This is a genomic window from Methylophaga sp. UBA5088 (assembly GCF_002414625.1).
Classification (GTDB): domain Bacteria; phylum Pseudomonadota; class Gammaproteobacteria; order Nitrosococcales; family Methylophagaceae; genus Methylophaga; species Methylophaga marina.
The window spans coordinates 9,835-16,594 of the sequence record NZ_DIAC01000027.1 but is presented as its reverse complement, the minus strand read 5'-3'; the positions used below and the strand labels follow the sequence as shown (position 1 = coordinate 16,594).

Sequence of the window (6,760 nt, the reverse complement as noted above, 5' to 3'; positions counted from 1 at the left end):
CGGATGGGCTTTTTTTATATCTAAAACCCTGACATGACTTCTCTTGACTCAGGGAGCAGCCCATGTGACATTTTTGTCAGGAACAAAAATGGACAGCAATAGCTGCCCGAAGGGTGAAGTACAGGGAGGCTCTTCATCAAAGTAGGTCACTGATAACGGCTCCTGCGTTATCGGCATACAAGACATCCGTGTAAATAACTGCCAGGCTTTAATACAAAAAAAAACAGTCGACATCTGTCGTCTGGTTTTTATTTATCTAATGTTTAGACCGTGACCTACTTGAACGAAGTGACCGCCAATCGCTCCTGCATTGGCGACATACCGCCATCCATGGACATAACAAAAACATCAGGAATGTTTTGGATGAGCGAAGGGAAGTCGCGCCGCGATTTGCACCAGGGATGGGGCAAACAAAGTAGGTCACTGATAACTGCTCCTACGTTATCGGCATACATGACATCCATGCATATAACGCCCATACATACTCTAGTTCACAGTTCTTAAGCTCTACACTGAGCGAATTGTACTACTTTGTTCGTTATATGCGAATCCAAATCTGAATAGACTTAGTGGCTGCCCAAAGCGTATGGCGGCGGCTTTAAATTAGCCGCCGGAAGAGGCAGAACTGAAGTCAGATTGCTGAAGACATTCATGTACTATCTGTAAAATGTACCCATGCGCCTTAATGCAGTATGCGTTAGAGGTGCTTTATACCAAGACTTAATCGATAATAATTCTGAGAATTAGATACTGAAATCGCGTATAGACGGTATATCGAGCAAGAAAGATGGAACATTTAAAAAAACATTAAGCATACTGAGACAGACATGTAGAGCTGTCTCTGATGCCTCAGACCGTATTGTCAATTGGTTATGATAAAGCTATCTTCGGCGTGAAAATATTCTTTCATTTATTAACTAGCTGATAATTAGACTCAGTAAATCTTGGCGAGCAAATGGCTAAAAATATCAGATCACAACCGCCGTTATTAGTAATGCGTTGTGGTGTTAGTGGTGGAATAATGACGATATCCCCTGCAGATACAAGTTCTGCTTGATTATCTCCTAGTTCGACTAATCCTTCCCCTTCTAAAATGACATAACGTTCTGTTGTCGCGTTTAAACGATGCCATTGTGTCGTGACGCCTGGACAAACTCTGGCTTGAGCTATTGATACATCAGAGTCATGTGAATCATTAGAAAGTTCGTTTATATAGCACCCTTCAAAAAAGAAATACTCTTTCTCTCGTGAGTAACGATGTATTGTGGGAGTTGTCATTTAACTGTCAGATCTCAAATCAATTTCTCAGAGTAGATGCTGGCTCAATGTCCATGGAGAAAATCATGCTGGATATATTCTAACGAACTCAGAGAAGTTTAAAACATATATCCATGCTATTGACCAACAAAATGTTGATTCGATAACTAGAAATGATTATTTGATTAATCCGCGAGTGCAGCCAACAGTAAAGAATCTCAATTAAGAGCCTTAAGAAAATAAATTCCAAATGATGAGAAAAGGGTGGCTATCAAAATCTCTCCCCTACTATTAACCTAATAACATTACTGTAGTTAGATGAATGAAGTTGCTTTGGCTATTTTTAGAATCTTATTGACCTGCTAGCCAATCATCATCGGAGCCTTCATTCATTCCTTCAAACAGATACGTTGATAAATAGCGTTCACCTGTATCCGGGAGCATTGCTAGAATTGTACTTCCAGGCTTTGCAGTTTCAGCTACTTTCATCGCGGTAGCTAAAGTGCCACCACATGATAGGCCAACAAAAATCCCTTCTTCACTTGCTAAACGGTGCGCCCAAGTTTTAGCTTCATCGTCTGTGACTGAGTACAGTTCGTCATAAACATTTCGATTTAATACATCAGGAATAAAATCAGGTGTCCAACCTTGGATTTTGTGCGGAGCCCAGTCATTACCGGCTAACATCGAAGCGGCAGCCGGCTCTGTTGCAATTATTTTGGTCTCTGGGCGAGCGGCTTTGATGATTTCACCGGCTCCAGTAAGTGTTCCACCTGTCCCCCAACCTGAAACCCAATAATCGAGAGGCTTACCAGCAAAGTCAGAGAGTATCTCCGGACCAGTTGTGTTGCGATGATAAGCCGGATTAGCTGGATTTTCGAACTGTTTAGCCAAAAACCAACCATATGTCTCAGCAAGTTCTTCAGCTTTTCTTACCATGCCTTTGCCGCTCTCTGCGGCTGGTGTCAGGATGACCTTTGCGCCTAAAGCACGCATAATTTTGCGTCTTTCTACTGAAAAGGTTTCTACCATCGTTGCGACAAAAGGATAACCTTTTGCTGCGCATACCATAGCGAGCGCAATACCAGTATTGCCTGATGTTGCTTCAACTACTGTTTGACCAGGTTTTAATACGCCACGTTTTTCAGCATCGTCTATAATCGCGTATGCTAAACGGTCTTTAACAGAACCCATCGGGTTGAAGGACTCAACCTTTACATACATATTCACATGATCTGGGGCGATATTATTTAATTTAACAACAGGTGTGTTGCCTATCGTATCGAGTATGCTGTTATATATCATATTATGTATTCGCTTCGTTAACTTATTGATATCGCTTTTTACTATAAGTCAGCTGCGGTGCTTTTATAGTAAATTATTTTCATAGCCATCAATTATCGCTTGAGCCGCTTCAATGTTATCTCGCTCGACAAAGACATGAGCAAAATCTGTAGCTGGGAGATCACCAACCGCGCCTTGTAGGAAGTGTCCGCCAACATGACATTCAATTTCGTGACTTTTTAATAAACCTGCGACTATGTGAGCCTCAAGAATATTATTAGCGCGAAATACTAGTTGCATTCGTTTTGTCTCCAATTAATATTGAGACTGGCACTCAGTTTAAAAAAAACAATGTGGTAAACGTTATTTTGTCGTTACATGTATTTGTTGTTTTGTGGATTGTTTAGCGGGTTTTTTGCTGTTTTCGATATTTGATGATGTCTGCAGAGCTCGTAATATATTTTGTCGTGTGATGGAGCCCACTAAGCGGTTATCTTTTATCACCGGCAAACATTTGTATACCGTTGATAAAAAGGTTTGTGCTATTTCGATGATAGAGTCTTCAACATCTGCTGTGGCACATTCAGAGTTCATGAATTCTCCGACTTGACCCGCTGCTTCACCTTGATATGCCGCATTAAGAGCAACTTGCATACAATCTTTTTCTGATAAGAAACCGATGAGGTTGCCATGATGATCAATGACCGGTGCACCGGATAGTTTAAATTCTACAAGTTGGTTAATTGCACGAAGTATGTCCATATCTGGCGTGAAGGTAATTTTAGTACCATTCATGTAATCTTTAACTTTCAACGGTGCTAACATGTTTACCTCCTCAAATAGGTGCTATTTTTGCTGTGCTTTTCGCTTTTCGCATGCTTCTTTTTCCTGAGCAGAACATGCGCCACCACAACTTCCGCTCAATCCAACTTGATTTAGACCGCCACAACTACCTTTGATCGCTGAACGACCGAATAGTACACCTATTGCCATTGCAGCAGTGATAATCAGTAGTAATACAAATGCGGCGATAAAAGTTGTCATCTAACCTCCAAAGTCATCCAAGAAGATGTTTTCACGTTCAACACCTAAATCTTCAAGCATATTAATGACTGCAGCATTCATCATTGGTGGACCACACATATAGAACTCACAGTCCTCAGGTGCTGGGTGATCCTTCAAATAGTTTTCATACAGCACGTTATGGATAAAGCCAGTGTACCCCTGCCAATTATCTTCTGGCAACGGATCTGATAAGGCCACATTCCAAGTGAAGTTTTCATTCTCTGCAGCCAGCTCATCAAAGTCTTCGGTATAGAACATCTCACGTAAACTGCGGGCACCATACCAGAAGCTGATCTTACGATCGGCTTTAATTCTGCGAAGCTGATCGAAAATATGTGAACGCATAGGTGCCATACCCGCACCACCACCAATAAAGACCATTTCCTTGTCAGTGTCTTTTGCAAAGAACTCACCGAATGGTCCTGATATGGTTACCTTATCACCTGGTTTTAAATTGAAGATATAAGATGACATTTGACCTGGTGGAATATCATCGTTATCAGGTGGTGGAGAAGCTATCCGAACGTTCAGCATAATGATGCCTTTCTCTTCAGGATAGTTCGCCATTGAATAAGCACGTACAACGTCTTCTTTTACTACAGACTTATACCGCCACATATCAAAGCGATCCCAGTCACCCCGGTAATCATCTTCTACATCGAAGCTTTTATATTCAACCGTATGAGGAGGGCACTCAATTTGAATAAATCCTCCTGCACGGAAATTAACATCTTCACCTGTAGGCAGTTCAAGAACAAGCTCTTTGATAAAGGTTGCTACGTTATGATTAGAGCGGACAGTACATTCCCATTTTTTGACACCGAAAACTTCTTCGGGCACTTCAATTTTCATGTTCTGTTTAACCGCTACTTGGCAGGATAAACGGTCACCTTCAGCGGCTTCACGCTTAGTAATGTGTGACTCTTCTGTCGGAAGGATTGAGCCACCACCTTCAAAAATTTTGACCTTACACTGTCCGCAAGTACCACCGCCACCGCAAGCTGAAGATACAAATAGATCTGCATCAGCGAGTGCGCCTAGTAATTTGCTACCCGCTTTTGTCTTGATGGTTTTTTCATCATTGATGACGATTTCAATATCACCCGTTGAGACTAATCGTGAGCGTGCTCCTAGTATCAAAAATACTAAGGCCATGATGATAAGGGTAAATAGTACGATGCCGAGTACGATTTCCATTACAATTGAATCCCAGAAAATGCCATAAAACCAAGTGCCATAAGTCCTGCGGTAATAAACGTAATGCCCAAACCTTGCAGTCCATCAGGTACATCTGAATATTTGAGTTTCTCACGTATGCCAGCGATAGCTGTAATAGCCATGGCCCAGCCGAGACCACTACCTACCCCGTATACAGCACTTTCAGATAGATTGTAGTCACGTTCAACCATGAATAGGGTTCCCCCAAGAATCGCGCAGTTCACAGTGATTAATGGTAAGAAAATACCTAGCGCGTTATACAGGGCGGGGGCATATTTATCCATGGCCATTTCGAGGATTTGTACCATGGCAGCGATAACGCCGATGTAGCTGATGAGCCCAAGGAAGCTTAAGTCAACATCTGGTAAGCCTGCCCAAGCCAGTGCGCCATCCTTGAGTAGATATTGGTAAATTAAGTTATTTGCCGGTACGGTAATCGTCTGAACCATGATGACAGCGATACCAAGCCCTAGTGCTGTTTCAATCTTTTTTGATACAGCAAGGAATGTACACATCCCTAAAAAGAAGGATAGAGCCAGGTTCTCAATAAAAATTGAGCGTACGAATAGGCTAAGATAATGTTCCATCTACAATACCTCCGTACGATGAACTTGATGGATTTGATAGTCGGGAGCTTCAACTTGCTCTTTCTTCCAGCTACGAACAGCCCAAATCAGTAGGCCAATAACAAAGAAAGCACTAGGCGGCAGCAACATAAGACCATTTGGGATATACCAACCACCGTCATTGGCCACTGGGATCACTTGATAGCCAAATAATTTACCGGCGCCCAAGAGCTCACGGAAGAATGCCACCAACATCAAAATAAGACTGTAGCCTAAGCCGTTACCGATGCCATCCAAAAAGCTTAGCATCGGTGGATTTTTCATTGCATATGCTTCTGCACGACCTAATACAATACAGTTAGTGATGATTAAGCCAACAAAAACAGACAACTGTTTACTCGCTTCAAAAGCGTAGGCTTTGAGTATCTGATCCACAATAATCACCAGTGAAGCGATGATGGTCATCTGGACGATGATTCGAATACTACCAGGAATATGTTTACGGATAGCACTGATACAGGCACCTGAGAAAGCTGTTACTGTTGTCAAAGCCAATGACATAATGAGTGCAGACATCATGTTAGTGGTAACAGCTAATGCAGAGCAGATACCCAGTACCTGAAGTGTAATTGGATTGTTATCAATGAGAGGATCGATAACATTATTTTTTGCTTGGCTTGCCATAAGTTATTTCCCCAATTCCGAATGCATGTTTTTCAGGTAAGGTCCAAAACCTTGGTCACCTAACCAGAATTGTAGAAGGTTGGTGACACCATTACTGGTCAATGTCGCACCAGATAAGCCATCAACTTTATATTCTGCATCAGGTGTACTAGGCTCAACATGCCCACGAATGACGCGTATTTCTACATTACCTTCTTCATCAAAAACTTTCTTGCCAATCCATTGAGCGCGCCATTTAGGGTTGTCAACTTCACCGCCAAGACCGGGTGTTTCAGCATGTTGATAGAAGCGTAAACCACGAATAGTGTTGAAGTCACTCTCCAGAGCTAAAAAGCCATATAACGTTGACCATAAACCATAGCCGTGAACAGGCAGCACCACTTGTTGAATATTGTCACCATCTTTCAGAATATATACAGGTGCGTACTTAGCGCGACGACCAATGCCGGCAATATCATCCTTGTCATCAATATTAATGCTCATTTGCGGGTCAGCTGATGCCGCACGTTGGTCATAACTAACGGGATCGATATCCTTGTCAGCATAATTACCTGTATCTAGATCAATCAATTTCACTTCAAACTGACTGAACAATTCATCAACGCTACCAGACTGATCATTTAAGCCTGTGACAGCAAGAATATTCTTTTTGATGTCAGCTTTCTTATTATCATCTTGTATCGGCC

Annotated in this window: 9 protein-coding genes; all 9 read right to left on the bottom strand. The window is 42.0% G+C overall.

All coding sequences use genetic code 11. The features are described 5' to 3' along the window. Positions 1 to 906 precede the first annotated feature (906 nt). A complete protein-coding gene (locus tag B4K20_RS03505; RefSeq protein ID WP_289281899.1) occupies positions 907 to 1,278 on the bottom strand; it encodes a cupin domain-containing protein in 372 nt (123 codons plus the stop codon). Between the two features lie 330 nt (positions 1,279 to 1,608). Then, positions 1,609 to 2,562, bottom strand: coding sequence for a cysteine synthase A (gene cysK / locus B4K20_RS03500; RefSeq protein WP_286303554.1), 954 nt, complete (start codon positions 2,560 to 2,562; stop codon positions 1,609 to 1,611). 63 nt (positions 2,563 to 2,625) lie between these two features. Then, the gene (locus B4K20_RS03495; RefSeq protein ID WP_286303555.1) at positions 2,626 to 2,841 is read right to left on the bottom strand and encodes a DUF2007 domain-containing protein; all 216 of its coding nucleotides are present in this window, start codon (positions 2,839 to 2,841) and stop codon (positions 2,626 to 2,628) included. A 63-nt stretch (positions 2,842 to 2,904) separates the two neighbouring features. Continuing rightward, positions 2,905 to 3,366 carry a CBS domain-containing protein gene (locus B4K20_RS03490; RefSeq protein WP_289281898.1) on the bottom strand — a complete coding sequence of 154 codons (462 nt, stop codon included), beginning with the start codon at positions 3,364 to 3,366 and terminating at the stop codon, positions 2,905 to 2,907. Positions 3,367 to 3,387: 21 nt separating this feature from the next. Then, complete coding sequence (gene nqrM, locus B4K20_RS03485; protein ID WP_286303557.1) at positions 3,388 to 3,585, bottom strand: (Na+)-NQR maturation NqrM; 198 nt, start codon at positions 3,583 to 3,585, stop codon at positions 3,388 to 3,390. Further along, positions 3,586 to 4,803, bottom strand: coding sequence for an NADH:ubiquinone reductase (Na(+)-transporting) subunit F (nqrF, locus tag B4K20_RS03480; protein WP_289281897.1), 1,218 nt, complete (start codon positions 4,801 to 4,803; stop codon positions 3,586 to 3,588). It abuts the gene before it with no gap. Then, positions 4,803 to 5,411 (bottom strand): NADH:ubiquinone reductase (Na(+)-transporting) subunit E, encoded by a 609-nt coding sequence (gene nqrE, locus B4K20_RS03475; protein ID WP_286303559.1) that lies wholly within the window; start codon positions 5,409 to 5,411, stop codon positions 4,803 to 4,805. Before nqrE ends, nqrF begins: the two co-directional genes overlap by 1 nt. Continuing rightward, the gene (locus B4K20_RS03470; RefSeq protein WP_286303560.1) at positions 5,412 to 6,074 is read right to left on the bottom strand and encodes an NADH:ubiquinone reductase (Na(+)-transporting) subunit D; all 663 of its coding nucleotides are present in this window, start codon (positions 6,072 to 6,074) and stop codon (positions 5,412 to 5,414) included. It lies immediately after the preceding gene. Between the two features lie 3 nt (positions 6,075 to 6,077). Beyond that, positions 6,078 to 6,760 (bottom strand): Na(+)-translocating NADH-quinone reductase subunit C (locus tag B4K20_RS03465; protein ID WP_289281896.1); only part of this gene is annotated, 683 nt, incomplete at its 5' end.

Bases quoted from the DNA above. Each gene is read 5' to 3' on its own strand.
- nqrF (WP_289281897.1), bottom strand. From the start codon at position 4,803: ATGGAAATCGTACTCGGCATCGTACTATTTACCCTTATCATCATGGCC.
- B4K20_RS03495 (WP_286303555.1), bottom strand. From the start codon at position 2,841: ATGCAACTAGTATTTCGCGCTAATAATATTCTTGAGGCTCACATAGTC.
- nqrE (WP_286303559.1), bottom strand. From the start codon at position 5,411: ATGGAACATTATCTTAGCCTATTCGTACGCTCAATTTTTATTGAGAAC.
- nqrM (WP_286303557.1), bottom strand. From the start codon at position 3,585: ATGACAACTTTTATCGCCGCATTTGTATTACTACTGATTATCACTGCT.
- B4K20_RS03505 (WP_289281899.1), bottom strand. From the start codon at position 1,278: ATGACAACTCCCACAATACATCGTTACTCACGAGAGAAAGAGTATTTC.
- B4K20_RS03490 (WP_289281898.1), bottom strand. From the start codon at position 3,366: ATGTTAGCACCGTTGAAAGTTAAAGATTACATGAATGGTACTAAAATT.
- cysK (WP_286303554.1), bottom strand. From the start codon at position 2,562: ATGATATATAACAGCATACTCGATACGATAGGCAACACACCTGTTGTT.
- B4K20_RS03470 (WP_286303560.1), bottom strand. From the start codon at position 6,074: ATGGCAAGCCAAGCAAAAAATAATGTTATCGATCCTCTCATTGATAAC.